Below are 25,285 nucleotides of genomic sequence, written 5' to 3' on the forward strand. Positions count from 1 at the left end.
CAAGTTCTAGTTAAACATATACTTGGATACAACAAGTATGACTAATAAACAAGCTCCAATATAAGCAGAAATCGTAAAATATAGCAGTTTAAACCTTTTACCGCATATATACCAAAATAAACAGTTTAGAAATAAAATAATATATAAAAATATTATTTTATTTACAAAAAAATACAAAACAAATGCTACACTGAATAAAAGAAAAATAATAGCAGCAACGGTGGCTGGTATATCTACATTTAACTGTTTTTTATTATACAAAAAAATACCGCCAAAACAAAAAATCAGAAAAATTAGTGAAATAGCCATTTGCAAAATAAAAGACAATTCAGTAAAATATAATAAAAATATAGTTATTGGGATGAAAGAAAAAAATAGTAAAGAAGAAAGTAAGAAACCACTTCTTTTTTTACTAATTGTATTTTCCTCCACCCCATTACCTTCTGTATATAGGGTAAGTAAATAATCACAATAATGTTCTGGAAGCATTTTATTTTCTTTCCAATAAGCGATTTCCTTAACAATAATTGTTTTTCGCTGATCTTGCATTTTTAAGTATCACTTCCTGTAGTTTAATTTAAGTAAACCAAGAAAAAATAAAACCTTAAAAAAAAGAAATAGCCACTTCTTACAGGAAGTAAACTATTTCTTTATAGGATCGTACTTGAAGACCACTTAAACCTTTGGCAACTTATTCTAAGAAATCTTTTAATCGTTTGCTTCTGCTTGGGTGTCTTAACTTTCTTAATGCTTTTGCTTCAATTTGACGAATACGTTCACGTGTAACACCAAATACTTTACCAACTTCTTCTAGTGTACGTGTGCGACCATCGTCTAGTCCAAAACGCAATCTTAATACATTTTCTTCTCTATCTGTAAGTGTATCTAATACATCTTCTAATTGCTCTTTAAGCAATTCATATGCAGCATGCTCTGAAGGAGAAGTAGCATCTTGGTCCTCAATAAAATCACCTAAATGGGAATCGTCTTCTTCACCAATCGGTGTTTCTAAAGAAACTGGCTCTTGTGCAATTTTTAATATCTCTCTTACCTTATCTGGTGATAAATCCATGTCTTCTCCAATTTCTTCTGGAGATGGTTCGCGGCCAAGATCCTGTAGTAATTGTCGTTGAACACGTATCAATTTATTAATGGTTTCCACCATATGAACAGGAATACGGATTGTTCTTGCCTGGTCGGCAATTGCACGCGTAATCGCTTGACGAATCCACCATGTTGCATACGTACTAAATTTAAATCCTTTTTCATAATCAAATTTTTCAACAGCTTTAATTAAACCCATATTACCTTCTTGGATTAAATCAAGGAATTGCATTCCACGGCCAACATAGCGTTTGGCAATACTTACAACTAAACGTAAATTAGCTTCTGCTAAACGACGTTTTGCTTCTTCGTCACCTTGTAAAATACGTTTTGCTAGGTTTATTTCTTCTTCTGCTGAAAGCAAATCAACTCTTCCAATTTCTTTCAAATACATACGAACTGGATCATTTATTTTTACACCTGGGGGAACACTTAAGTCATTTAAATCGAATTCTTCCTCCCCTTTAGCGAGTTCTTGGACATTTGGAGCTTCTTCTTCTCCATCACCAATTAATTCGACTCCCTGATCACCTAAAAATTCGTAAAACTCATCCATTTGGTGTGAATCTAATTCAAAACTAGATAATTTCTCCGCAATATCATCATATGCGAGCACACCGGTTTTCTTACCTACTTCTGTTAATTGTTCCTTTACCTGATCAAGGGTTAGTTCCGTTTCAATCTCTTTTGAACGGGCAGACTTTTCAGCCATTTGTCCCCCTCCTTCCAAAAAATCAAGACAATAATATACCTATTTTAACGTTTTTTCTAATAATAATACTTCCATGCCAATTTGAGCAGCTTTTATATAGTCATTTTGACGTTCTGCTTCTTTAAGCTGTTGTTTTTTTTCCTTTATTTCAAGCAGTTTTTCATAATTAGTAACTTGTTTCATATAATCACTAATCTCTAATTCACTAACCTCTTCATTCACTTCCATCATTTCGATCTCGGCTACAATCCGTTGTAAATCAGGATCATCAATAAAATTCATAAATGAACTTGTATCAGTGCCTAGACCCTTTTCATAAAAAGCTAGGAGATAAGTAAAAATTGCTTGATGTTCATCAATGTTAAATGCTCTTCCCTGTAATGAGCTTTGCACTTTGTAGGCAATATCCTCACTTTTAAACATATGTGCAAGCAGTCTTTTTTCTGCAGTATGATATGCGGGTAGTAAACCAGTTGCTCTTTTTTTTACTGTATATTGTTTTACAGGAACAACTGTTTTTTCATCAACATATTCGTTTGGACTTGATTGTTCCATCTGCATTTCTTGCTGCTTTAATGCCTCTAAAGATAACGAAAATTCATCCGCCAGTTGTCTTAAATAGAGGTCTTTTTCTACCGCCTTATCCAGTTTAGCAATTTCTCCTATTACTTCTTCTATATAGGCGAGTTTATCTCCTTCATTTTGAAGATTTTTCCCTCTTCGATAGTACAGCATTTTAAATCCCATAAAAGGAATACTACCATGAAGAATTTCCTGCTGTAGTTTATCTTCCCCAAATTTGTTCACATAATCATCGGGGTCCATTCCATCTGGTAACATTACTACTTTAACAATACAATTAGCCTTAGTAAGAAGCTGTCCTGCACGAAAGGCCGCTTCTATCCCAGCTGAATCAGAATCATAACAAATCGTTATATTTCGCGCGTTTCTTTTTAGAATTGCGATATGCTCCTCCGTTAAGGAGGTACCCATTGTCGCAACACTATTTTCCACTCCCGCTCTATTAGCAGCTATAACATCTGCAAACCCTTCAAATAAAACAGCTTGTTGTAGCTTCCTTATAATCGGCCTTGCTTTATGAAAATTGTAAAGTGTATTGCTTTTATTAAAAATTGGTGTTTCGGGACTGTTAAGATATTTGGGATTATTATCCCCTAATGCACGTCCAGAAAACGCAATTGTGTTACCATTTCGATCACTGATTGGGAAGATAATTCGATCGCGGAAACGATCAAAATATTTTTCATCCCTTTCACTTTTTACAATTAAACCAGCTTTTTCTAGTAACGAAACATCGAATTTACGTTTCCCTAAAAACTTCACAGCTAAATCCCAAGAGTTTAATGTATAGCCTATTTGGAACTTTTCAATAATAGGTAATGTAAAGCCCCTATTAGTCAAATATTCCAATGCGTGCTGACCATCCTTTGTATTTACGAGCAAATGATGGTAGAATTTAGATAATAATTCATGTGCATCAATCATTTGCTGTAAATCATTGGGGATAGCTGGTTTTTTTTCTAATTCACTGATTTCAATTCCTAAATCAATGCTTGCTCTGTCTGCAAGACTTGTAGCCACTTCTACAAAGGAAGTGCCTTCTAAATCCATTAGAAAGGTAAATACATTTCCGCCTGCATGACAGCCAAAGCAATGGAATATCTGCTTATCTGGCGATACAGTAAAAGAAGGTGTTTTTTCGCCGTGAAAAGGACAAAGACCGATGAAATTGCGCCCTTGTCTTGTAAGGGATACATGTTCTCCAATGACCTCTACAATATCAGTTGCCTGTTTAATTTCATTAAGTTTTTCTTCAGGAATGCGCGCCACCATTTTCTAACACATCTCCCTACTTATTGCCTACTTTAATGAATTATTCGACGTGTCCAATCGATTCTCCTTCATTTTTCGACAAAATCCTTATAAAATTTCTTCTAAATTTTTGTCGATCCTCCTCTGTAAATGGTTTAGGACCTTTTCCATATACCCCTTTTCGCCTTGCTTTAGCAGATAAATAACGCATATCTAATGCAGTATTTATCGTTTCTTCCTCATACATTACCCCTCTTGGTGAAAGAACAGTAACTTGCTTTAGCAATAAGGTGGAGGCCAAGCCAATATCTTGAGTTACGACAATATCCTGTTTTTTGGTAGCATTCATAATAAATAAATCAACAGCTTCTTTATCACTATCCACATACTTCCAGTTTTGTCCGTCATTCTCCCGCTTCATATGGGCATAGGATGCAACGAACTGCAATTCATAATGATAATAAGAAGCTATTTCGACAATATCTTCTTTTACAGGACAGGAATCAGCATCAACATATATCATGTGTTTTCCTAATGTACTATTAATTCTACATCACTCCACATATTCCTTCTTCCTAAATTATTTTTTCACGAAAGAAGTAATGTCGAAAATTTTTTTATCCCTTCCCTTGACTTCTCACAATAAATAGTTTATTCGTAATAAGCCAAGTCTAAACCTAAAACATGATACTTTTTTATCACAATTTTTTATTATAGTATAAATCAGCTTGAAATTCCATCTTTTTTTATCTATAATTATTCCTTTTAGATCATACTAGAACAAAAAAATGCGAAACAAAGCGAATTTTTCTATTGACTGCGGTAAAGCAGCCATAATGAAAAACTTGATTCTACTTTGGAGAACCAAGTCTTTACCAATTGCTGTTTATAGATAAAAACTAATTATCTGCATTATACTTAGAGCGATAATATAAATTGTGGATAATATTTGCTGTTTCTTCCACTGCTTTATTCGTAACATCGATAACCGGACAGCCAATGCGATTTACGATATCATCAAAATAGGTTAATTCTTCTTGTATTCTTTCAATTTGAGCATAGCTTGCTTGATCACTTAGGCCCAGAGAAATAAGGCGTTCTTTTCTAATATTGTTTAATTTCGTCGGGCTTATTTTTAAGCCAAAGCATTTACTTGCTGGTACTTGAAAAAGTTCTTTTGGCGGATCAACCTCTGGCACGATTGGAACATTTGCCACTTTCACTCTTTTATGTGCCAAAAATTGCGATAAAGGCGTTTTGGATGTTCGTGATACACCAATTAAGATAATATCTGCCTTTTCTAACCCTCTTGGATCCCTTCCATCATCATATTTCACAGCAAATTCTATCGCTTCAACTTTTTTAAAGTAATCTTCATCAAGTTTGCGGACAAGCCCTGGTTCATATAAAGGCGTTTTCCCCCATAAAACTTGGAATTGATCGATAATCGGACCAATAATATCACAGGCATATACGCCCTCTTGGCGAGCCAATTCACTCATATAGTTGCGAACCTCTGGTTTAACAAGCGTATAAGCAATCATCCCATGTTCCATTTTAGCTTGCATGACTACTTCATGTATATTCGATTTATCCTCCACAAACGGGAACCTTTTAATTAATACATTTACATTATGTCCAGAAAATTGGCTGATTGCTGCTTTTGTTACTAGTTCAGCTGTTTCACCAACTGAATCAGATACAACATAAATAATTTGTCTTTCAGTCATTATGTTCCTCCACAATTCCTTTACGATTGTTAGACAAGTCTACAAACGCTCTAGTAATATTTGTTTTCGAAACTCTTCCTATTACAAGAAGACCATTTTCATTTTTTTCTACAACTGGAAGTGCATCTATTTCGTGATCCATTAACTTGCAGCCAACATCTACTAAGATTTCTTCTTTAAAGCAATATGTGACATTCGGCATTCTTGTCATAATAATAGCGACAGGCAAAGAGTTTAACTCTTGTTTACCAATGCTTGCTCGTAATAGATCTTTGCGGGAAACAACTCCAGTTAATGTGGAAGCTTCATCAATAACAAAAATAGTTCCAACATCTTCTGTGAACATAATGACAATGGCATCATAGACAGAGGAATTCTCGTGAACAACTACTGGATGTGAATAATAATCTTTCACAAGGATATTACGGATATTATCAATTACTAGCCGCTCTGAGTTCTTGCCCGTATAGAAGTAACCTACACGAGGTCTTGCATCTAAAAAGCCGGCCATTGTTAATATCGCTAAATCTGGTCGAAGAGTAGCTCTTGTTAAGTTTAATTTATCCGCAATATGCTCGCCTGTTATCGGACCATTTTCTTTTACAATTTCAATAATTTTTTCTTGACGTTTATTCAGTTCGATTTCCTATTCACCACCTTCATTTAGGTAACGATATCTACTAACTATTATATACGAAATAGCCAGAATCAAAAGAAAAAGAATCTAAAGATAACTCTTTTGCTACAACCATATTTAACATTCAAGTACATATTCATTATGCCTAATCATAACAAAAGGAAACTAGGTAGGGGAATCCCCTGCCTAGCTTTTTGTTAAACTATCTAGTTACTACTTCACAATTATTTCATTTACACTTGCGAAACCTTTAATATAAGAAGCCATTTCCGCCATTAAATTTAGACGATTTTCTTTAATTTTCTCATTATCAGCCATTACCATAGTATGGTCAAAATATGCGGAGATTGTTTCTTGTAAAGAGAATAATAACTCAAAATACTCTTTTTCTTCCACTTTGGTATTAATTTTTTCTTTAACTGCTGTAAAACGATTATATAGATCACTTTCATATTCATTTTCAAACAAACTAGGATCAACCGCTGAAACGGTTACTGCCTTATTGGAAATATTGATAATTCGACTTAAAGCTTCTATGCCTTCCTTGAAATTAGCATCATCTTTGTGTAGTTCTAGAACTTTTGCCTTTCTTAAAACACTTGCAGCCCCACCGATTTTTTCTGCTAAAACTGCATCAATCATATCATAGCGGATGCCTTGTTCTTGTAAAATATACTTCACTCGTAATTTGAAGAATGACAGCACTGAATCAACTAATTCTTGCCCGGAAACTTTTGACGTATTCTCTATTGCCTGTATCGACAGTTCAACCAATTGCTCAATCGAAATATTCCAGTTTTTATCTATTAGGGTCTGGACAATTCCAGTTGCCTGTCTTCTTAATGCGTAAGGATCTTGTGAACCAGTTGGTACTAATCCAATACTAAAGAATGAAACAATTGTATCCAGTTTTTCTGCTAATGCAAGTACTGCCCCCACATTACTTGGTGCTGTTTCGTCATCTGCATGACGCGGCATATAATGCTCATTAATAGCGTTCGCTACTGATGCTTTTTCTCCCTTTTGAAGGGCATAACGTTCTCCCATTAATCCTTGCAGCTCAGGGAATTCGTAAACCATATTTGTTACAAGATCAAACTTAGCAATTTGCGCAGCTCTATCGACATCCTGTTTTTCTTCAGAAGTTAACTGTAATTCGTCGGCTAACTTAGAAGCAAGTAAACGAACACGAGCTACTTTTTCTGCTAAAGTACCAATTTCTTCATGATATACGATTGCTTCTAGTTTTTTTAGAAGGTCGTCTATCGCTAACTTTTGATCTTCTTTGTAGAAGAACGCAGCATCAGCAAGTCTAGCTCTTAATACTTTCTCATTTCCCCTTGCAACTTTGTCAAGATGTTGATGATCCCCGTTCCGAACAGTTACAAAATAAGGTAACAACTTTCCTTCCTTCGACTTAACTGGGAAATAGCGTTGATGTTCTTTCATGCTCGTAATTAATACTTCTGTCGGTAACTCTAAATAAGACTCATCAAAAGTCCCATATAAGGCAGTTGGATATTCAACTAAATTAGTAACTTCCTCTAACAAATCTTCATCAATTGGAATGATCCAATTGTTTTCTTCTTCTAATTTATTTATTTGTGAAACGATAGCTTCTTTTCTTTCCGCTGCATTAACCATCACATATTGAGCCAACATTTTCTTCTCATAATCTGAAGAGCTTTGAAAAACGATTTCTCCACCTAAAAAGCGATGACCACGTGACTGATTAGACGTTTCTACATTAGTAATAGAGAATGGAATAACCTCTTCTCCAAATAAGGCAATAAGCCATTTAATTGGACGAATATATCGTAATTCATTATTGGCCCAACGCATATTTTTCGGGAATGTTAAACTTAGAATCAACTCTTTTAATTCTGATAATAGTTCACTTGTCTGTTTCCCTTTAATAAATTTTTTAACATGAGCGTATTCCACACCATTTATCTCTTTAAAATAGATGTCTTCTACCGCTAAGCCTTGCCCTCTGGTGAATCCCGCAGCTGCTTTAGACCATTCACCAGCTTCGTTTAATGCAATACGTTTTGCAGGACCTTTTGCCTCTTCTTCCATGTCATGCTGTGATTCATCTAAGCCAGTAACAAGAAGTGCCAATCTACGCGGGGAAGAAAAAGCCTGAACAGAAGCATAACCCAATTGTTTCTCCGCAAGCCAAGCCTCCATTTTCTCTTTTAGTGATTGTATACTAGCAGAGATAAAACGTGCTGGCATTTCTTCTAAACCGATTTCCAATAATAAGTCTCTTTTATTCATGACTTTTTCCCTCCTTACTTTTTAAAATCGGGAATCCTAATTTTTCTCTTTCTTCGTAGAAAGTTTTTGCCACTTTACGTGCTAAATTTCTGCATCTTCCAATATACCCAGTTCTTTCTGTAACAGAAATAGCACCTTTAGCATCCAATAGGTTGAAAACGTGAGAGCATTTTAATACATAATCATAGGCAGGGTGTACTAGCCCTTCGTCCATTTGTCTATGCGCCTCTTTTTCATAGATTGAGAATAGATTAAACAGCATATCAGTGTCAGACGTTTCAAATGTATATTTACTATGTTCAAATTCTGGTTGATAAAAAATATCTTTGATTGTGAACCCATCTGTCCACTCTAAATCAAAAACATTTTCTTTATCTTGAATATAGGAAGCCAATCGCTCAATTCCATATGTTATTTCAACCGATACTGGCTTACATTCAATACCGCCAACTTGTTGAAAATACGTAAATTGAGTAATTTCCATTCCATCAAGCCATACTTCCCATCCAAGACCTGCGCAGCCTAGAGAAGGATTTTCCCAGTTATCCTCTACAAAGCGAATATCATGCTCTAACGGATTAATCCCTAGTGCTCTTAGAGAATCTAGATATAATTCTTGAATATTGTCAGGAGACGGCTTCATAATTACTTGAAATTGATGATGTTGATATAAGCGGTTTGGATTTTCTCCATATCGTCCATCTGCCGGTCTTCTTGATGGCTCTACATATGCAACATTCCACGGTTCAGGACCAATCGCTCTTAAAAAAGTGTATGGACTCATCGTCCCTGCACCTTTTTCTACATCATATGCCTGCATTAGGATACAACCATAGTCAGACCAATGTTTTTGCAATGTTAAAATCATGTTTTGAATATTCATTGCTTTCCTACACCTCCGAATTTATAAAACGTATATTCAGCATAGATTTATGTAGAGTTTGTTCTCGTAAAGAACACAAAAAACTCTCGTCCCTATGCCAAATATCTCTTGACATAGGGACGAGAGTTAACCCGCGGTTCCACCCTATTTGCTGTATAACTACAGCCGCTTTCATACGCAGTTGCTCCAAGAACGCCTTCCTTAACGCTCATGAACTTGGCTTCCACTATCCCAAGCTCGCTTTTCATGAGGTGAATTAAGTACTACTTTCTTTTCAATGCAACACTCTTATTTACATGAATAATAACGAAAAAAATATTAGTTGTCAACCTTGCTTCGATTTCTTCTTGATGAAGATCACTCTTCATTCAATTACTTTTATGTAAAGGAATCCCCTAAATTTTTCATTGATTGAATAAATTTTTTAGATTTCAAATACAATCCAGAATACTCTTCATAATAAGCATCAATAATCATACTCAGCTCTTTCTTAGTGGAATCTTTTACGGAGATACTTCCTAGACGGGAAATATCCATATAATAAAAAACCCGGAGCAGCTTTACTGTAGCCTGTGAGATTTTATAATGATAAGGGTCCTTTTCCAGGCATTGATGACAGATTAATCCACCTTCTCTGATAGAAAAAGAAAAGTGGCCCTCTGTAGCTCCGCAAAAAACACAGCGATCTAATACTGGATATAATCCTAAGCTGTTTAACATTTTTAGTTCATAGATATTTACTAATATTTCCGGATCATATTCTTCATTCATGTAATTCAACGTTTGATATAATAATTCAAAATGATAAGGATTGGGCTTTTTTTCATCTGTACATTTATCTGTAAGCTCTACTATATAGCTAGCATATGCAGTAAGAAAAATGTCTTCTTTTAATGAGCGCATACTCGATATTATGTCCCCTTGCTGTAAAAGCCCTAATCCACTACTTCGCTGGACGAGAAAATATCCATAGACAAAAGGCTGGGTTACAGCAGAAAGCCTGCTGTTAGGCTTTTTTGCACCTCTAGCCATTACCCCAACCTTTCCCCATTCTCTTGTATACAAAGTTACTATTTTATTGGATTCACCGTAATCGATGGATCTAATTACAATCCCTTCACACTTTTCCAGCATCACCATTCACCATCCCTTACTATAAGGACAGTACTATGAAATGGGATAATCGAGTTCCGCTAGTTCCTCTTCTTGCATTCCTGGTATTTCATGATTATGCTTTTCTAATTCTTTAAAGAGTAGATAAGTATCAATGTTACCTGTTTGGGAAAAAACTTTCCAGGTAAAGTCTAACATGTAAAACCCCACCTTTCGATTTTTAACTAGCTGTTTACAACCTTAATCTTATCATAGCCTGTCTTTATAAAATCATGAGACGAAAATATTGCTAATTGATTGCATGTATAATTTTCAAATAACCGAATGCCTTCTTGTTTAATACGTTTTCCTATTGCTGAAATAAAGGAGACAACAGGATTTCCTTCTTTTTCTTATGGCAGCCTTTATAGCTGTTCCGTTCTAATTATTAATATTCGTCTTCTCTAAACCCAAAATCACGCAATTGTGTCATTTTATTGCGCCAATCTTTTTGTACTTTCACCCATAATTCCAAATAGACTTTATTTCCAAGAAGATTTTCAATATCCGTTCTTGCTCTTTTTCCGATTTCTTTCAGCATACTACCTTGTTTACCGATAATTATCCCTTTTTGAGAATCTCGTTCAACGATAATAGTGGCCATTACGTTAATAACATCGTTTGATTTTCTCTCCATCTTCTCAATTACTACTGCGAGGGAGTGAGGAATTTCCTCTCTTGTTAGGTGCAGTGCTTTTTCCCTTATTAACTCAGAAACAATAAAGCGTTCAGGATGGTCTGTCACTTGATCAGCTGGATAAAATTGCGGTCCTTCTGGTAAATACTTTTTGATTTGTGTTAATAATGTTTCGACATTATTTCCTTCTAGAGCAGAGATTGGAACAATTTCTTTAAACGGATACTTCTCTTTATATGATTCAATAATGGCAAATAATTGATCTGGGTGAATCGTATCAATTTTATTAATCACTAAAAATATTGGTGTTTTTACAGACTGAAATTTCTCAAGAATGAATTCTTCCCCTTTACCAAAGCCTTCTTCAGCGTTAACCATAAAAAGGATTAGATCCACTTCTTTCAGTGTGTTCTGCGCTACCTTCATCATAAAATCGCCAAGTCTATGTTTCGGTTTATGAATTCCAGGTGTATCAATGAAAATAAGCTGTGCATCATCTGTTGTAAGTACACCTTGAACTTTATTTCTTGTAGTCTGTGGCTTATCGCTCATAATCGCAATCTTTTGCCCTATTACACGGTTCAAAAATGTTGATTTTCCAACATTAGGTCTTCCTATAATGGAGATAAATCCTGATTTGTGTTCTGTTTGATTATTAATGTTCATTTAAATCCTCCGGTGAAAATGCTCCTGGCAATAACTCTGCCACAGTTAATGTTTGTACGTCGCCTTTTAAATTCGTTAATATTACTTCCATGTCTTTTGGACAAAGTTCAGAAATCACTTGTCTGCAAGCACCACATGGAGAAATTGGTCCCTCTGTATCTGCCACAACAACAAGCTTCTTGAAAGTAGTATCACCTTCTGAGACAGCTTTAAACAATGCCGTTCGTTCTGCACAATTCGTCATACTGTACGCTGCGTTTTCAATGTTACACCCGCGATAAACGACACCCTTTTCCGAAAGCAGAGCTGCTCCTACCTTAAATTTTGAATAAGGTACATACGCTTTCTCACGTGCAAGCTTTGCTTCTTCCATTAGAAGTTCCTTTTTCATACAAATCCCTCTTTTCTTAAAGCAGCTTTTCATGCTATTTCAAGTCCACTTTTGGCTATATCACAAGCCGAAAAGGTTCTTGCTTAGCCAAATACTTTCCCCTTTAGCGCTAAGATTTATTTTAAAATAACTTTTCATTTTAGTGAGTATCTCTTTTTAGTAAGCCCTATTCTCGCCTTACCCATTATTTTAAAGAATAAATGGAACGTTTTCAAACTTCAGTAACACTTAATCTTATGTAAAATGTACTGTCTTAAAATTATATACTAATTTGGAAGCACAATAAAGAGAAAGAAGTAGGGAGTGATTAATGAACGTATAAAACCCCCAAAATAAAAAGCTACCTTTTAAAAATTAAATCTTAAACAAATAATTATTTGTCTAAAATTTAATTTTTATCAGATAGCTTTTATTCTCTAACCTGTTATAGCGCTCCATATTTTCGGGATAAAGATGATTCCGCCAATCACAATCGAAAGAATTGCTGCGATAAAAACAGCACCAGCAGCTATGTCCTTTGCCTCTTTTGCCAATGGATGATATTCACTAGTAACAAGATCCACCACACGTTCTATTGCCGTATTTATCAGTTCTAGGCTAATTACTAATCCAATACAAAACGCAATAAACATCCATTCCTGTTTGGACAAATCATTTAAAAGGCCCAATATAATAACAAGAATGGTAATAACCAAATGAATCTTTACATTTCTTTCTTGTTTAATAGCAGTTAATATTCCCAATATCGCTAAACGGAAGGAGGATAATTGACTGTTCTTTCGAATTCTATTATCTTTGTAATCCGAACTCATCTAAAATATCCTTTTGAAGAGTAAACATCACTTTTTCATCTTCTTCTGTCATATGGTCATATCCTAGTAAGTGCAAGAAGCCATGAACAGATAAAAACCCAAGTTCTCTCATATAAGAATGACCATAATCATTAGCCTGTTCCTCCGCTTTATCGATAGAAATGACAATATCTCCTAACATTCTAGGAAGTCCCTCTCCAACCAATTCCATTTCGCCTTCTCCTAATTCCTCCAGCGCAAAAGAAATAACATCTGTCGGTTGATCCTTTTCTCTATATTCTTTATTTATTTGTTGAATTTGTTCATTATGAACGAAGGTAATGGAAAGCTCAATTTCTCCTTGGAGATTTAGTTTTTCGGCTGCAAATTGTAAGACTTCCTCGATTTTCGCAATTTCACTTTCCTTCACCTTTTCGGTTTCATCAATAAAATCAATTTCTAAATTCATATTCGACTTCCTTTACTTTTTCATTTCTGGATATTCGATTCGCGAATGAAAAATCCCTTTTAACGTTTCACTTAATGTATTTCGAACAATATCTAATTCCTTTAATGTTAAATCACATTCATCCAATTGTCCATCTTGCAAACGGTCAGAAATAATATTCTTAATTAATGAGTCAATTTGCTCGGTGGTTGGTGCATTTAAACTTCTTACAGCAGCTTCTACACTATCCGCAATTCCTATAATTGCTACCTCACGCGTTTGAGCTTTTGGGCCTGGATAACGGTAATCACTTTCTTTTACCTCTCCCCCTTTTTCCTTTGCCTTAAAATAAAAATATTTTAAGAGAGAGGTTCCATGATGCTGTTCGGCAATATCGACGATTTCCTTCGGTAATTTATATTTTCTTAATAACTCAGCTCCATCTGTTGCATGGGCAATAATGATATTTTTACTAGCCTGTGGGGGAATACGGTCGTGTGGATTTCCCATATTCATTTGATTTTCAATAAAAAAATGTGGCCTTTTTGTTTTCCCGATATCATGATAATAACAACCAACTCTTGCCAATAATCCATTGGCGCCAATCGCTTCACATGCTGATTCCGCTAAATTGGCAACCATTACACTATGATGATACGTACCAGGTGCCTCTGTTAAGATTTTACGTAATAATGGATGGTTAGGATTGGAGAGCTCAATTAACTTAATGGTAGAAAGCACCCCAAACCCGGTTTCAAGGAAAGGTAAGAAACCGATTGTTAAAACAGCTGAACTTATTCCGGAAATAACGGCCAGTAAAAGGAATACACCGTATTCTTTTGCACCATAATGTCCGTTTTGCAAATATAAAATCGCTAATATCGTAACAATATTTATGAAAGAAATAAAGAATCCTGCATAAAGAATATTGGTCCGCTGATTTCTTTTATTTAAAAATAAAATACTGGCTAAACCACTAGTAATAATATATATACCCATTCCTACATTAAAAGTTCCAGCAACACCTTCATTAAACATAATCATTCCACAAACCGCAAGCATAATCGTTACTAATAAAGCAGATTTTTCTTCCATTAATATCTTAATTAACATAACCGCCATAGCAGCTGGAAATATATAGCCAATCTCTGTGTATTCAAACTGTTGGAAGGCGCTTATTGTTTTCATTAATACAATCGTTACACTAATTATAAGAAAGAACATTAAATAGAACTGGATATTATTCTCCTTCTCCTTCGATGTTCTTTTAAGTGTATAAAAATAAAGTGCCGCTAGCATCGCCAGGATGATTAAACCTAAACCGATAAATGGCTGAATGGAATTATCGCTGTCTAATAATCCAACAAGTTCAAGCTGTCTATGTATCTCTCTACTTATCAGTTGGCCTTCTTCCACAAGAACTTGGCCTTGAAGTACTCTTATCGGTTCCACACCATCAACAGCTTGCTGACGCATCTCTTCTGTTGCAGTAGGATCGTAAAATTCATTTTGAATGATTGCAAATCTACCTAAATCGATACTTGCACTCTTTAAATCAGATGTTAAACCATCGTTTACCTTTAAGATATCCTCCACTCTTTTTTTAGCATTTTCCACCTCATCTGAAGGAATCTTACCATTCATTACTGTATGTATAGCTGTAACCGTAATATCTTTTGCGATTTCTAACTGATCTTCCGAATAAGGAATAAGAGATTTTAAAGAGCGGTCCATAATTTCATTCGTTACTTCATTTGTCAGCTTACCTTTTAGTAATTCAAGCTTCTCATCAACGGACGGCTCTTTTATTGATTCTTTATTCTTCTCTTCCTCTTCTGCTTTCTTTCTTTTTTCTTCCAGTTGTTTCTCAACGTCATTATTTACCTCTGTTACAGAATCAAATATAGAAGATATTAAATCCACACGATTCTGGGCAATTTCTTTATTAACCACATAGACATCCTGTACTTGATTTTTTGCTTCTTCCTTCTTTTTCTCTGTACTTTCTTTATCTTCCACCGTTATGGGCGACCTAATAGTTTGATCCGCTACAGAAAATAACTGTACATTTAATTTTTCCGGCTTTACGTTTCCATAGAGTGTAAAGAATAAAATGACACCAAGTAAAACAAAGAGAATTATTTTAAAAAAGGTAATATTCATTAGTTTTATTAAGTTATTACGCATTCTCTGCCAAACGTTCATATTTACCTCCTATTTCAAAAAGTAGGTTCACTTGCTTATTCTATCATCTTAAACCTATTTTTTAATCCTTAACCTATCTAGATGTAAATTCTCCTTCTAAAAGCTGATTCAAACACTTATTACTTTCCTCAATAGATAAGTAAAACCACTATTAATTAAAAAGAAAAAAATCTGATGATATGTAAAATGATAACAGTTTTTTCGATCGTTTTCATCCTTTTTCGAATATTTCATGTATCTTGAATGTATCCAATATAGAAAGAAGGACAATATCGTAAGTTTGAATAAACTTACGATATTGTCCTTCTTTTCTTTTACATAACTTGCTTTCCATATGCATGAATAATTTTTCCGACTAATGGATGTCTCACTACATCGCTTTCTTCTAAATGAACAAAACCAATCCCATTTACATTTTGCAGAATTTGTTCTGCAACTACTAAACCTGATTTAACGCCCTTTGGCAGATCTATTTGTGTTTTATCACCTGTAATTACCATTTTGGATCCAAAACCAAGTCTTGTTAAAAACATTTTCATTTGTGCATGGGTTGTATTCTGTGCTTCATCTAATATAACAAAAGCATCATCCAATGTTCTCCCGCGCATATAGGCAAGTGGAGCTACTTCAATTGTATTCCTTTCAATCAAACGAGCAGTATGCTCCATACCAAGCACATCATGCAATGCATCATATAACGGTCGTAAATAAGGATCTACTTTTTCTTTTAAATCTCCTGGCAAAAAACCTAAACTTTCCCCCGCTTCCACTGCAGGTCTTGTTAAAATAATTCTATTTACTTTCCCGCTCTTTAAAGCATTTACCGCCATCACAACGGCTAAATACGTCTTACCTGTTCCTGCGGGACCAATCCCAAAAACTAGATCATTTCTTCTAATCGTGCGTATATACTCGCTTTGGCCGATCGTTTTTACTCTAATTGATTTTCCTTTAATCGTTTTCGCTATTTCTTCATCGTATAGTGACCCAAAATATTCAAGCGTTCCTTTCTTTGCCAAAGAGATCGCATACACCACATCTCGTTGACTGATGGAAACACCCTTTCGGATTACTTGTAAAAGTTTATCAACAATATCCCCAACGAGCTCTATTGAATCAGGATTCTCAGAAGAAACAAGCAGCGTTTCTCCTCTCGTTACGATGTTACAATCTAATTCTTTTTCAAGCACTTGCAGATTGCTATCTCCATTACCAAGTAAAGCAATTGCTTCGTTTGGATCTTTCAACTTTACATTCATCGTTTTTAAATCTTCTGTCATTCTGTATCTCCTTGAGTTAGAGGTTGTGCTTTCGCAATGTTTTCTATTGTTGTAAAAGCTATATTTAATTTAACTTTACCATTCTTTATATCTTGTTGTAAAATTTTTTCCTCCTTAATTTTCCCATCTTCACCAATTCGTTTCATAATATCCTTTCTAGCATCCTCCTTCCCTTTCTCGATAGCTTCCTTCTCACTATATCCTCTTGTTACAATCTCTTTTTCCCGATATGTTTTATTTACAATCTTAATTGGTAATTCCCATTTAAAAAACTTAACGTTTGACTCATTCTCCTCTTCCTCATATTCCTTATACTCTATTTTGCCAAACCCCCATACAGGAATACTCCACTTACCAAGCTTCATATAAATTTTTTGCTTTTCCGCTCCATTAAATACTTGGAAAGTAGTTTTCAAAGGAACAGTCACTTCTGTCGTATACCACACTTCTCCCCATACTTTCCCTTTAGCAGATACGCTTTTCGCATGATCTTCATTCCCTATTTTGCCTGCAACTAACAATTGTCCTTTTCTCACAACCTCATTGATGGCATATCGTTTTGTACCAGATTCCACAAAATCTGTTACAATTGTCGCTTTCTTCGTCGCTATTAAATTTTGCGGACCAGCTTCTTTCTTTTTCTTCGGCTCGTTTTTTTCAACCACCTGAAAATGATAAGTTGTCCCTTTTAACTCCACACCAATCCATGTAATTGCATCAATATTATTCGTTAATTCCGCTTGGATTTCATCTAATTCCTTTGCAAAAAACTGTGATTTACCAATTTTTATGTCCATCTTATCCAGCTGCTTACGAATTTGATATTCAGTCGCCGGATTCGCTCCCTTGATTTCTATTCCCCAGACCATATTGGATAAAGTAAGAACTAGTCCTAAAAAAAGGAATAACCCGAGCACAAAACCGCTGTTTTTCCACATTCTTTTATATAGAAACGGAGCTCCAGCTCGGCGCTGAAACTCTATTTTTATACCGCTCCCTCTAACTAAATGACGAAGAGAATGGATATTCTTTAGACTAATCTGAAAGGTTACAGCTTGCGGTCCGTGCTTCTTTACGTTCCAAACAGACATACCATTTTTTAATAACTTATTTAAAAACCTTTCTAAACCTTTTCCTGTTGCTTTCACTGTAATAATCCCTGTTAAATATTCTATCCAATGATTTTTCATAATTTCCTCCCAAATCATTCATTTATGTATAAAACTTGATCTATTTTCCCTTCTAATAATATTTCTTCTGGTAAAATTGTCTTTATAACAAACCCTTTTCCTTTAATCAACAGCTGCCCTTGTTTTAAAAGCAATCGCAATTCTTTATCTGAAAAGGTTATTAACCCTCGGTGGTTCTCTACATAAATATGTATTTGTCCGATCATTGTGATTCTAGGTAAGTCCATCATGACATCTTGAGGAAGTTCTAAATTTTTTATCATCCAGTTCCGCAAGTTGTGTCCCCATTTTTTAGCCATAAAAAAAGAACCCCCTTTCCTCTCTTTTATGAGATTCTCTGGATAGACAGTACGCTTTCTTACACTTACTATCATCATATTCACGGAGTCCTACATTATGCTAAGAAAAACTTTTACATCGCGCATTCGCGGACATTTTCTTCAAATTATCCTTTTATACAAAAAAGAGCTATTATCTAGCAAGTCAATTCTCCAAAGAGAAATAACGCTCGATAATAACTCTCTATTGTTTTTATTTTCTATTTGTTACTCTGTGTTGCATTGAAGCTCGATGTGGATTTCTTGAACGAGGCGATGCTAATACTTCCGAAAATACTACTGCCTGAACAATATTATCCTTTGTAAATAAGCCTTCAGACTCTTTAGGAAATTGGTTCTTATTTAAAGTTGGTCCTGAAACGACTCTATTTCGTTGTTTTTCCATCATTTTAATCTTCTTTTGTAAACTTGCATTTTCCCTTTGCAGCCTTTCCAGCTCAGAAAGCGGCTTTTCCTCCTGAACCACTTTTTTGGGCCTTACAGGGGCAGTCATGACTTGTCGTTCTCTCTCCACTTCTGCATTTACTTGTTTTGGCACCTGTGGTCTCTTTGGTTTGGGCACCTGCTTTTTTTTACTATTATCAAAAACAGAAGAGAAGAGAAAAACTACAACCGCAATTATAATTGGAAGGATTTCCAAATCTTTTCCCTCCCTTTCTTAAAGTTTACTCATCATCTTTATTTTTCTGGTCATCTGTTAATTTACCGATAGAGCCTCTCATTTCTGTATCAGCCGTGATATTTTGTAAATTCATATAGTCCATTACTCCCATATTCCCTGAACGCAACGCATCAGACATAGCCATAGGAACTTCCGCTTCTGCTTCGACAACTTTCGCACGCATTTCTTGAACTTTTGCTTTCATCTCTTGTTCTTGGGCAACAGCCATCGCTCTACGCTCTTCTGCTTTTGCTTGAGCAATTTTCTTATCTGCTTCTGCTTGCTCTGTTTGTAATTCAGCGCCAATGTTTTTACCGATATCTACATCTGCAATATCAATCGATAGAATTTCAAAAGCTGTACCAGCATCCAACCCTTTAGATAAAACGGTTTGAGAAATCATATCTGGATTTTCTAATACTTTTTTATGATTATCAGAAGAACCAATTGTCGAAACAATACCTTCCCCAACTCTGGCTACAATCGTTTCTTCACCAGCTCCACCTACTAGTCTTTCAATATTAGCACGAACAGTAATTCTTGCTTTCGCTTTTACTTCAATACCGTCCATTGCAACACCAGCGATAAAAGGTGTTTCAATTACCTTTGGATTAACACTCATTTGTACGGCTTCTAATACATCACGCCCTGCTAAATCAATTGCAGCACATCTTTCAAATGTTAGCTCAATATTAGCACGATGGGCAGCAATCAAAGCATTTACGACCCTATCAACATTACCACCGGCAAGATAATGACTTTCTAATTGGTTGATTGTTACATTTAATCCCGCTTTATGGGCTTTAATCAACGGATTTACAACGCGACTTGGTATAACCCTTCTTAAACGCATCCCTACTAATGTAAAAATGCTAATTCTCACTCCGGCAGCTAAAGCAGAAATCCAGAGCATTACTGGCACAAACGTTAATAGCACCCCTAATAAAATAATTGCCAATACTACAACAATAATCCAAAATATTTCAAATCCGCCTACTAGCATTACTCATCCTCCTTTTGTATATCTATCGTTAGTATTTCCCTTACAACAATTCTTGAACCTTCTGCTTTTACTACTTTTACTTTCTTACCTTTATCAATAAAACTACCATCACTCACGACATCGATTCTTTCATCCTCAATAAGTATGACTCCGGCAGGACGTAAGGCAGTTAAGGTAACGCCTGTTTTCTCCACCAAATCATTGCGGTTCTGATTAGAAACATACCCACTTTCTGTATTGGTTGAGTCTGTTAATATGATTTTTTTAAAGAATTTCATTTTTCTACCAAACACCTTTACTAATAAGATAGATGCTATAATCGAAACTCCTATTGCGATTGCAAGGCTTATCCCTATGACCGCAATATCTCCACTTGCAAGAAACATGCTTGCAATGACAGCAACAATCCCTATTGCTCCAGCTATTCCACCGACGACAAAGAATTCCAGTATAATTAAAAGGATTCCAATCACAAAGAGAATGAGACTTTCGTATCCTGCAAGTCCTGCAACTAAATGACCATAGAAAAAGAGCAATAAAGCAGATATTCCCGCTATTCCCGGCAGTCCAAATCCAGGTGAATATAATTCGATGATTAACCCGAGACTCCCAATTGATAATAAAATAGGAATGATAATAGGATTTGTTACAAACCTTGCCATTTTCTCTGCAAAGCTTTCATCAACTTTTTCTATCTTTGCATTCTGTAACCCTAAATGATTTAGCACATCATCTAAACTATTTACTGTACCATTGGAATAATTTATCTCTTTTGCTTCAGATGAAGTTAAAGTTAAAAACTTGCCAGCTTCCTTCATACCTGGAATAGAAATAGATTTATCTGCCATCGCCATTGCATAAAGTGGATCTCTCCCTGTTTTTTCTGCTGCCCCTTTCATGGCAGAGATCCAGTAAGATTGAGCTTTTTCCTCTGCTGCATTCCCTTGTCCGTCTATCACGCCAGAGGATCCTATTCTTCCTCCCTCCACCATGTAGATCTCATCGGTATTTAATGCAATATAGGAACCAGCGGAAATGGCATCTTGGTTAATAAAAGTAACCGTTTTTATGTCGGTTTCTGCAATTCTCTTTCCTATTTCAATAGCAGCCGACACATCTCCGCCAGGTGTATGCATATCAAAGACTATCGCACTAGCCTGATTTTCTTCTGCTTCGGTAATTGCCCGATCTATAAACTGACTTAACCCTTTTTCAACCGTATCCTTTATTGGCACTACATATACTTTTTCTTCATTATTAGCGTAAATGATACTAGGAATGAAGGATAGAAAAAAAATAAAAAGAAGAGGAATCATCCATATTTTCTTTTGTCTTCTCAAATTCTCCCTCCTTTCCTAAATGGTAATAGAAAAATGTTATGGCTATGTATACGTTTAACTAAATAAAAAGTTTCATTTTTTAAAAATTTTATTTAGTTAATGATTTTTATCGTTAAATCGAGAAAAACAAAGGATAAGATATGGCCCTACCGAAGGAAAGCAACAGAGTTACTTTTTTAATAAAATCATCTATTTTTATTATATGTTATATTAGAAATAGATAAAACAAAAAATCTATTAACTATGTAAAAAGGCTGCAGATATAATCCGCAGCCTTTAAAACATAAACTTATTTATGAAAGGTGTTGTTGTACAAGTTTATTTACTAGTGAACCGTCTGCTTTTCCTTTAACTTTAGGCATTAAAGCAGCCATCACTTTTCCCATTTCTTTCTTTGAAGAAGCTCCAGTATCAACGATTGCTTGTTTCACAATCTCTGCTAACTCCTCTTCTGAAAGTTGTTCTGGCATATATATTTCAACATGTTTTAACTCCGCACGTATTTTGTCAACAAGATCTTCACGACCTGCTTTCTCAAACTCATGGAGGGAGTCTTTGCGTTGTTTTACTTCGCGAGAAAGGACAGATAACTCGTCTTCTTCAGAAAGATCTCTACCAAGCTTAATACTTTCATTCTGAATGGCAGCCTTAATCATTCGAATTACAACTAGTTTATCTTTTTCTTTGTTTTTCATCGCTTGCTTCATATCATTATTTAAGCGTTCGAGAAGACTCAATTTTGCTACACCCTCTCTTAGAACTTACGTTTTCTTGCTGCTTCTGATTTTTTCTTACGTTTCACACTTGGTTTCTCGTAGAATTCGCGCTTTCTAGCTTCCTGCAAAGTACCAGTTTTTGATACTGAACGTTTGAAGCGACGAAGAGCATCTTCAAGCGATTCGTTTTTACGAACGACGGTTTTAGACATTCTCTTTCCCTCCCTCCGAACACAACACACTAACATCAACATGGTTTCCATGTACCTTGACATTATAATATATCAAAGTTACAAGGTCAACTGTATTTGACCTAGTTAGACAAATTGTTTTAAAAAAACGTAAAAAAAAGGTGTTTTATATAAGGAATTAGCCTTTTTCTCCCTCCAATCCCTTCTCTTTTTGTATTTTTCCCTCTATCCATTTTTTTAAACACTCTGTCCTCTAGTATAAGTGCCAGGTTTGTCCTTATTAATTAGTTAAAAATGACATGTCCGCCTTCTTTATTTCATATAGTTCTGATAAGGAGGAAGTCTAGAATGATTTATCTTATACTTTTTATTATACTTATTCTTTTATTTATTTATGGGATGACCCTTTTACGGACAGGTTTATTTAATTTATCTTCTCAATCACTAAAAAACTCGCTCGAAAAATTGACAGATAAGCCATGGAAGGGGTTACTTGTTTCTATTATTATTACAGCACTTCTTCAAAGCAGCGCTGCCGTTATGGTTTTAACGATTGGACTAATTTCAGCACGAGTCTTAACCTTTCCTCAATCTATCGGGATTATTTTAGGAACAAATATCGGCACCACATTCACAACTGAATTTATTACTTTTAACATGAATAATTATCTGCTGCCACTTGCCATCCTAGGTGTGCTCTTGATTATCATTAACAAATATCAATTAAGAAGTATCGGCTTCATTTTATTCGGTATTTCCATTGTCTTTACAACCATGCGAGGCTTTAAATATTTCGCTGGAATGATGGAACATCATCCTGCATTAAATTCCTTTTTCCTTTCATTAGCAGACCGTCCTTTCATCGCCCTTATAGTTGGCATTATTATAACTGCCCTAATCCAATCAAGTACAGCGACAATTGGGATTATAATGGGCTTTTTATCAGCAGGATTGCTTCCAATTGAAATTGCTATAGCCATTATGTTGGGGTCTAATATTGGTTCCTGTATAACTTCTTTTTTAGCCTCAATAGGCACAGAAAAAAGTGCAAAACTCTGTGCTTATGCCCATATTTGGTTAAATATTGGAGGGGTCATTTTGTTTTATCCATTTATCAATGATTTAGCTGCTATTGTCAAAAATATGACAGCAGAAATGGATGTTCAATTAGCTCATGCAAGCCTATTATTTAATGTTCTGTCCTCGCTCCTAGTTCTACCCTTTGCCGAGCGCTTTGGCAAATTGATTATGCGATTACACAGCTGATGGATTATAGTGAAATGCTAAAAAGAGAGTGGGACATAAGTATTTCAACTAAATCTAACCCCGAACAATTATACGTACACATTAAAAAAAATTCGTATAATTGTTTGTGTTTTTTATTATTTTAAGAAAGAAGGTATGTGGTAATCACCCGCAGCCTGAATACACTTCGCTTTCCATGGGGCGAGCGCCAAACCTCCTCGTTCCTGCGGGGTCTTGGACTTTCTCGCAGCTCCCATAGGAGTCTCCGTGTATTCAGTCTGCTCCATTTAGTTTCTTTTGAAAAAAATGTTGGAACGAAATACTCTTTAAAAATGGAGTGGAAGACACTCAACTCCTGCGGGAAATAGAGCAAAGCCTAAGACCCCACAGGCTTGTGAACTGCACCCCAATTGTTAGACACTATCTACAATAATTGGAGGTGCAGTTTTTTTGTCCAAATTTACTGCGGAAATGAAGCTACAAGCCGTAACTCGCTATTTAAGCGGAAAAGAAAGTTACAGAGAAATTGGAAAATCAATTGGAATAGATCACAAATCGATTGTTAAATGGGTAAGACAATACAACTACAATGGTGCAGAGGCATTGATGAAACGTTGTACAAGTTATACACAAATGTTTAAACTAGAAGTACTACAATATATGACTGAAAATGGTACTTCTCTATGTGAAACGGCAGCTATTTTTAATATCCCAGCGCATTCCACTCTAGCTGTTTGGAAAAGAAAGTTTGAAACACAAGGGATAGAGGCCCTTCAGTCACAGGAACAGGGGCGTCTATCCATGAAAAAAGATTCAAATAAACAAAGTTCTACTGACCGTTCTTTTGAAGCACTAGAAGATCGAATAAAACAACTGGAAATGGAAAATGAGTATTTAAAAAAGTTGAATGCCTTAGTTCAAAACAAGGAAAAATCACCAAACAAGACAAAGCACAAGTAGTCTATGAGTTAAGGCATAAGTATTCGGTGAAGTCACTCGTAAAACTCGCTGGCATTCCACGCAGCACCTATTATGATTTAGTAAAACGAATGAATCGACCTGATCCAGACACCGATATAAAAAGAGAAATCCAAGCCATTTATGAAGAACATCAAGGTCGTTACGGATACCGACGTATTCGGGATGAGCTAGTGAATCGTGGAAAAAAAGTAAATCATAAAAAGGTTCAACGAATCATGAAAGAGCTGGGTTTAAAATGTCTAGTGAGGATGAAAAAATATAAATCTTATAAAGGCACAGTCGGTAAAATTGCGCCAAATCATTTAGACCGTCAATTTAGTGCGGACGCACCAAATGAAAAATGGGTAACAGATATTACAGAATTCAAGTTATTTGGGGAAAAGCTGTATCTATCGCCTGTATTAGATTTATTTAATGGGGAAATTATTACGTATACCATCGGTTCTCGACCAACGTATTCATTAGTTTCGGACATGTTAGAAAAAGCATTAGAATCCTTACCAAAAAGGCATCAATTACTCATGCATTCCGACCAAGGTTGGCATTATCAAATGAAACAATATCGCAACTTGCTTCAAGCAAAAGGGATTAAACAGAGTATGTCACGTAAAGGGAACTGTTACGATAACTCTGTAATGGAAAACTTCTTTGGGATACTGAAGTCAGAACTCCTTTATTTTAAGGAATTTGAAAGTGTGAACCACTTTAAACTAGAATTAGAAAAATATATAGAATACTATAATAGAAAACGGTTAAAGGGAAAATTCAAAATGAGTCCGGTACAATACCGAACTCATTTTCAACAAGTTGCCTAATGAAATAACTGCGTCTAACTTTTAGGGGTCACTGCATTGCCGAGGAGGCTTAGGTT

General features: G+C 35.3%; 25 protein-coding genes. 2 read left to right on the plus strand and 23 right to left on the minus strand.

The features are described from left to right. Window positions 1–6: 6 nt before the first annotated feature. The 23 genes from C2I06_RS09915 to rpsU form a co-directional block, all read right to left on the minus strand. Entirely contained in the window at window positions 7–549 is a 543-nt protein-coding gene (locus C2I06_RS09915; protein ID WP_123257989.1) for a hypothetical protein, read from the minus strand. A gap of 142 nt (window positions 550–691) precedes the next feature. Then, complete coding sequence (gene rpoD, locus C2I06_RS09920; RefSeq protein WP_047941284.1) at window positions 692–1,816, minus strand: RNA polymerase sigma factor RpoD; 1,125 nt, start codon at window positions 1,814–1,816, stop codon at window positions 692–694. A gap of 39 nt (window positions 1,817–1,855) precedes the next feature. Then, entirely contained in the window at window positions 1,856–3,670 is a 1,815-nt protein-coding gene (gene dnaG, locus C2I06_RS09925; protein WP_095333842.1) for a DNA primase, read from the minus strand. Window positions 3,671–3,710: 40 nt separating this feature from the next. Next, window positions 3,711–4,172 carry a YaiI/YqxD family protein gene (locus C2I06_RS09930; RefSeq protein ID WP_095333840.1) on the minus strand — a complete coding sequence of 154 codons (462 nt, stop codon included), beginning with the start codon at window positions 4,170–4,172 and terminating at the stop codon, window positions 3,711–3,713. A gap of 376 nt (window positions 4,173–4,548) precedes the next feature. Then, window positions 4,549–5,379 carry a pyruvate, water dikinase regulatory protein gene (locus tag C2I06_RS09935; protein ID WP_095322362.1) on the minus strand — a complete coding sequence of 277 codons (831 nt, stop codon included), beginning with the start codon at window positions 5,377–5,379 and terminating at the stop codon, window positions 4,549–4,551. Further along, window positions 5,372–6,022, minus strand: coding sequence for a transcriptional regulator CcpN (gene ccpN / locus C2I06_RS09940; RefSeq protein ID WP_047941287.1), 651 nt, complete (start codon window positions 6,020–6,022; stop codon window positions 5,372–5,374). The genes C2I06_RS09935 and ccpN overlap by 8 nt, the downstream gene beginning before the upstream one ends. A gap of 207 nt (window positions 6,023–6,229) precedes the next feature. After that, entirely contained in the window at window positions 6,230–8,296 is a 2,067-nt protein-coding gene (gene glyS, locus C2I06_RS09945; RefSeq protein WP_095333838.1) for a glycine--tRNA ligase subunit beta, read from the minus strand. Further along, window positions 8,289–9,179 carry a glycine--tRNA ligase subunit alpha gene (gene glyQ / locus C2I06_RS09950; RefSeq protein ID WP_047941289.1) on the minus strand — a complete coding sequence of 297 codons (891 nt, stop codon included), beginning with the start codon at window positions 9,177–9,179 and terminating at the stop codon, window positions 8,289–8,291. Before glyQ ends, glyS begins: the two co-directional genes overlap by 8 nt. Before the next feature lie 378 nt (window positions 9,180–9,557). Continuing rightward, window positions 9,558–10,313 carry a DNA repair protein RecO gene (recO, locus tag C2I06_RS09960; protein ID WP_095322373.1) on the minus strand — a complete coding sequence of 252 codons (756 nt, stop codon included), beginning with the start codon at window positions 10,311–10,313 and terminating at the stop codon, window positions 9,558–9,560. Between the two features lie 33 nt (window positions 10,314–10,346). Next, entirely contained in the window at window positions 10,347–10,490 is a 144-nt protein-coding gene (locus tag C2I06_RS09965) for a YqzL family protein (protein ID WP_082138270.1), read from the minus strand. Window positions 10,491–10,719: 229 nt separating this feature from the next. Beyond that, the gene (gene era / locus C2I06_RS09970) at window positions 10,720–11,634 is read right to left on the minus strand and encodes a GTPase Era (protein ID WP_217279781.1); all 915 of its coding nucleotides are present in this window, start codon (window positions 11,632–11,634) and stop codon (window positions 10,720–10,722) included. Further along, entirely contained in the window at window positions 11,624–12,025 is a 402-nt protein-coding gene (locus C2I06_RS09975) for a cytidine deaminase (RefSeq protein WP_095322359.1), read from the minus strand. Before C2I06_RS09975 ends, era begins: the two co-directional genes overlap by 11 nt. Before the next feature lie 416 nt (window positions 12,026–12,441). After that, window positions 12,442–12,837 (minus strand): diacylglycerol kinase family protein, encoded by a 396-nt coding sequence (locus tag C2I06_RS09980; protein WP_123257990.1) that lies wholly within the window; start codon window positions 12,835–12,837, stop codon window positions 12,442–12,444. Further along, window positions 12,815–13,285, minus strand: a complete 471-nt coding sequence (gene ybeY / locus C2I06_RS09985; RefSeq protein WP_095333835.1) for an rRNA maturation RNase YbeY — start codon at window positions 13,283–13,285, stop codon at window positions 12,815–12,817. Before ybeY ends, C2I06_RS09980 begins: the two co-directional genes overlap by 23 nt. A gap of 12 nt (window positions 13,286–13,297) precedes the next feature. Further along, window positions 13,298–15,469: an HD family phosphohydrolase gene (locus C2I06_RS09990; RefSeq protein ID WP_095333834.1), complete on the minus strand. Its 2,172-nt coding sequence runs from the start codon at window positions 15,467–15,469 to the stop codon at window positions 13,298–13,300. Window positions 15,470–15,783: 314 nt separating this feature from the next. Continuing rightward, complete coding sequence (locus C2I06_RS09995; RefSeq protein WP_095333832.1) at window positions 15,784–16,749, minus strand: PhoH family protein; 966 nt, start codon at window positions 16,747–16,749, stop codon at window positions 15,784–15,786. Beyond that, window positions 16,746–17,939: a sporulation protein YqfD gene (yqfD, locus tag C2I06_RS10000; protein WP_095333830.1), complete on the minus strand. Its 1,194-nt coding sequence runs from the start codon at window positions 17,937–17,939 to the stop codon at window positions 16,746–16,748. The genes C2I06_RS09995 and yqfD overlap by 4 nt, the downstream gene beginning before the upstream one ends. A 14-nt stretch (window positions 17,940–17,953) precedes the next feature. After that, entirely contained in the window at window positions 17,954–18,238 is a 285-nt protein-coding gene (yqfC, locus tag C2I06_RS10005; RefSeq protein WP_016202973.1) for a sporulation protein YqfC, read from the minus strand. Window positions 18,239–18,470: 232 nt separating this feature from the next. After that, entirely contained in the window at window positions 18,471–18,917 is a 447-nt protein-coding gene (locus tag C2I06_RS10010; protein WP_095333828.1) for a hypothetical protein, read from the minus strand. A 25-nt stretch (window positions 18,918–18,942) separates the two neighbouring features. Continuing rightward, a complete protein-coding gene (floA, locus tag C2I06_RS10015) occupies window positions 18,943–19,941 on the minus strand; it encodes a flotillin-like protein FloA (RefSeq protein ID WP_095333826.1) in 999 nt (332 codons plus the stop codon). Beyond that, complete coding sequence (locus tag C2I06_RS10020) at window positions 19,941–21,281, minus strand: NfeD family protein (protein ID WP_095333825.1); 1,341 nt, start codon at window positions 21,279–21,281, stop codon at window positions 19,941–19,943. Before C2I06_RS10020 ends, floA begins: the two co-directional genes overlap by 1 nt. A 293-nt stretch (window positions 21,282–21,574) precedes the next feature. After that, window positions 21,575–22,018: a GatB/YqeY domain-containing protein gene (locus C2I06_RS10025; RefSeq protein ID WP_095333823.1), complete on the minus strand. Its 444-nt coding sequence runs from the start codon at window positions 22,016–22,018 to the stop codon at window positions 21,575–21,577. A 17-nt stretch (window positions 22,019–22,035) separates the two neighbouring features. Further along, on the minus strand, window positions 22,036–22,209 hold the full coding sequence (gene rpsU, locus C2I06_RS10030; protein ID WP_003152957.1) for a 30S ribosomal protein S21: 174 nt from the start codon (window positions 22,207–22,209) through the stop codon (window positions 22,036–22,038). A gap of 327 nt (window positions 22,210–22,536) precedes the next feature. On the opposite strand from rpsU, the gene C2I06_RS10035 reads away from it, so the two are divergent. Together C2I06_RS10035 and C2I06_RS10040 are read left to right on the plus strand one after the other, a co-directional pair. Beyond that, the gene (locus C2I06_RS10035; protein ID WP_095333822.1) at window positions 22,537–23,454 is read left to right on the plus strand and encodes a Na/Pi symporter; all 918 of its coding nucleotides are present in this window, start codon (window positions 22,537–22,539) and stop codon (window positions 23,452–23,454) included. 429 nt (window positions 23,455–23,883) lie between these two features. Beyond that, window positions 23,884–25,229 (plus strand): IS3 family transposase gene (locus C2I06_RS10040; protein ID WP_095334233.1). Its coding sequence is split into 2 segments (ribosomal slippage): window positions 23,884–24,328 and window positions 24,328–25,229, totalling 1,347 coding nucleotides; the frame shifts between segments, so codons are not numbered across the junction. Window positions 25,230–25,285: the final 56 nt, after the last annotated feature.

The sequence above is a fragment of the Niallia circulans genome (assembly GCF_003726095.1).
Classification (GTDB): Bacteria; Bacillota; Bacilli; order Bacillales; family Cytobacillaceae; genus Niallia; species Niallia circulans_A.

What these genes read in the sequence shown, in the direction of transcription:
- C2I06_RS09915 (WP_123257989.1), bottom strand. Translation starts at nt 549, where the DNA reads ATGCAAGATCAGCGAAAAACAATTATTGTTAAGGAAATCGCTTATTGG.
- rpoD (WP_047941284.1), bottom strand. Translation starts at nt 1,816, where the DNA reads ATGGCTGAAAAGTCTGCCCGTTCAAAAGAGATTGAAACGGAACTAACC.
- dnaG (WP_095333842.1), bottom strand. Translation starts at nt 3,670, where the DNA reads ATGGTGGCGCGCATTCCTGAAGAAAAACTTAATGAAATTAAACAGGCA.
- C2I06_RS09930 (WP_095333840.1), bottom strand. Translation starts at nt 4,172, where the DNA reads ATGATATATGTTGATGCTGATTCCTGTCCTGTAAAAGAAGATATTGTC.
- C2I06_RS09935 (WP_095322362.1), bottom strand. Translation starts at nt 5,379, where the DNA reads ATGACTGAAAGACAAATTATTTATGTTGTATCTGATTCAGTTGGTGAA.
- glyS (WP_095333838.1), bottom strand. Translation starts at nt 8,296, where the DNA reads ATGAATAAAAGAGACTTATTATTGGAAATCGGTTTAGAAGAAATGCCA.
- glyQ (WP_047941289.1), bottom strand. Translation starts at nt 9,179, where the DNA reads ATGAATATTCAAAACATGATTTTAACATTGCAAAAACATTGGTCTGAC.
- recO (WP_095322373.1), bottom strand. Translation starts at nt 10,313, where the DNA reads ATGCTGGAAAAGTGTGAAGGGATTGTAATTAGATCCATCGATTACGGT.
- C2I06_RS09965 (WP_082138270.1), bottom strand. Translation starts at nt 10,490, where the DNA reads ATGTTAGACTTTACCTGGAAAGTTTTTTCCCAAACAGGTAACATTGAT.
- era (WP_217279781.1), bottom strand. Translation starts at nt 11,634, where the DNA reads ATGAACATTAATAATCAAACAGAACACAAATCAGGATTTATCTCCATT.
- C2I06_RS09975 (WP_095322359.1), bottom strand. Translation starts at nt 12,025, where the DNA reads ATGAAAAAGGAACTTCTAATGGAAGAAGCAAAGCTTGCACGTGAGAAA.
- C2I06_RS09980 (WP_123257990.1), bottom strand. Translation starts at nt 12,837, where the DNA reads ATGAGTTCGGATTACAAAGATAATAGAATTCGAAAGAACAGTCAATTA.
- ybeY (WP_095333835.1), bottom strand. Translation starts at nt 13,285, where the DNA reads ATGAATTTAGAAATTGATTTTATTGATGAAACCGAAAAGGTGAAGGAA.
- C2I06_RS09990 (WP_095333834.1), bottom strand. Translation starts at nt 15,469, where the DNA reads ATGAACGTTTGGCAGAGAATGCGTAATAACTTAATAAAACTAATGAAT.
- C2I06_RS09995 (WP_095333832.1), bottom strand. Translation starts at nt 16,749, where the DNA reads ATGACAGAAGATTTAAAAACGATGAATGTAAAGTTGAAAGATCCAAAC.
- yqfD (WP_095333830.1), bottom strand. Translation starts at nt 17,939, where the DNA reads ATGAAAAATCATTGGATAGAATATTTAACAGGGATTATTACAGTGAAA.
- yqfC (WP_016202973.1), bottom strand. Translation starts at nt 18,238, where the DNA reads ATGGCTAAAAAATGGGGACACAACTTGCGGAACTGGATGATAAAAAAT.
- floA (WP_095333826.1), bottom strand. Translation starts at nt 19,941, where the DNA reads ATGCTAGTAGGCGGATTTGAAATATTTTGGATTATTGTTGTAGTATTG.
- rpsU (WP_003152957.1), bottom strand. Translation starts at nt 22,209, where the DNA reads ATGTCTAAAACCGTCGTTCGTAAAAACGAATCGCTTGAAGATGCTCTT.
- C2I06_RS10035 (WP_095333822.1), top strand. Translation starts at nt 22,537, where the DNA reads ATGATTTATCTTATACTTTTTATTATACTTATTCTTTTATTTATTTAT.